Annotated in this window: 1 pseudogene; it reads left to right on the top strand. The window is 62.3% G+C overall.

What is annotated here, in order from left to right:
- Positions 1 to 276 (top strand): annotated as a pseudogene (locus ACT6QU_RS19470) (MFS transporter); the annotation flags it as partial.

The raw sequence follows: 276 nt of genomic DNA, 5'->3' as shown, positions 1-276 counted from the left end.
GCGCAAGGCTTTCCTGATCTCGATGGACGTCGCGCGCGGGCTGATCGCCCTCGCCCTGCCCTTTGTCGACCAGGTCTGGCAGATTTACGTGCTGATTTTCATCCTTCAGTCGGCGTCTGCCGGGTTCACGCCGACCTTCCAGGCGACGATCCCCGACGTGCTCCCCGAGGAGAAGGATTATACCAAGGCGCTGTCGCTCTCACGCCTCGCTTATGACATGGAGAGCCTCGCGAGCCCGGTGCTTGCCGCGGCGCTCCTCGGAATCATGAACTTCCA

Origin of the sequence: Aliihoeflea sp. (assembly GCF_052435475.1) — a bacterium.
Taxonomy (GTDB): Bacteria; Pseudomonadota; Alphaproteobacteria; order Rhizobiales; family Rhizobiaceae; genus Aliihoeflea.
This window is presented reverse-complemented; position numbering and strand designations above follow the sequence as displayed.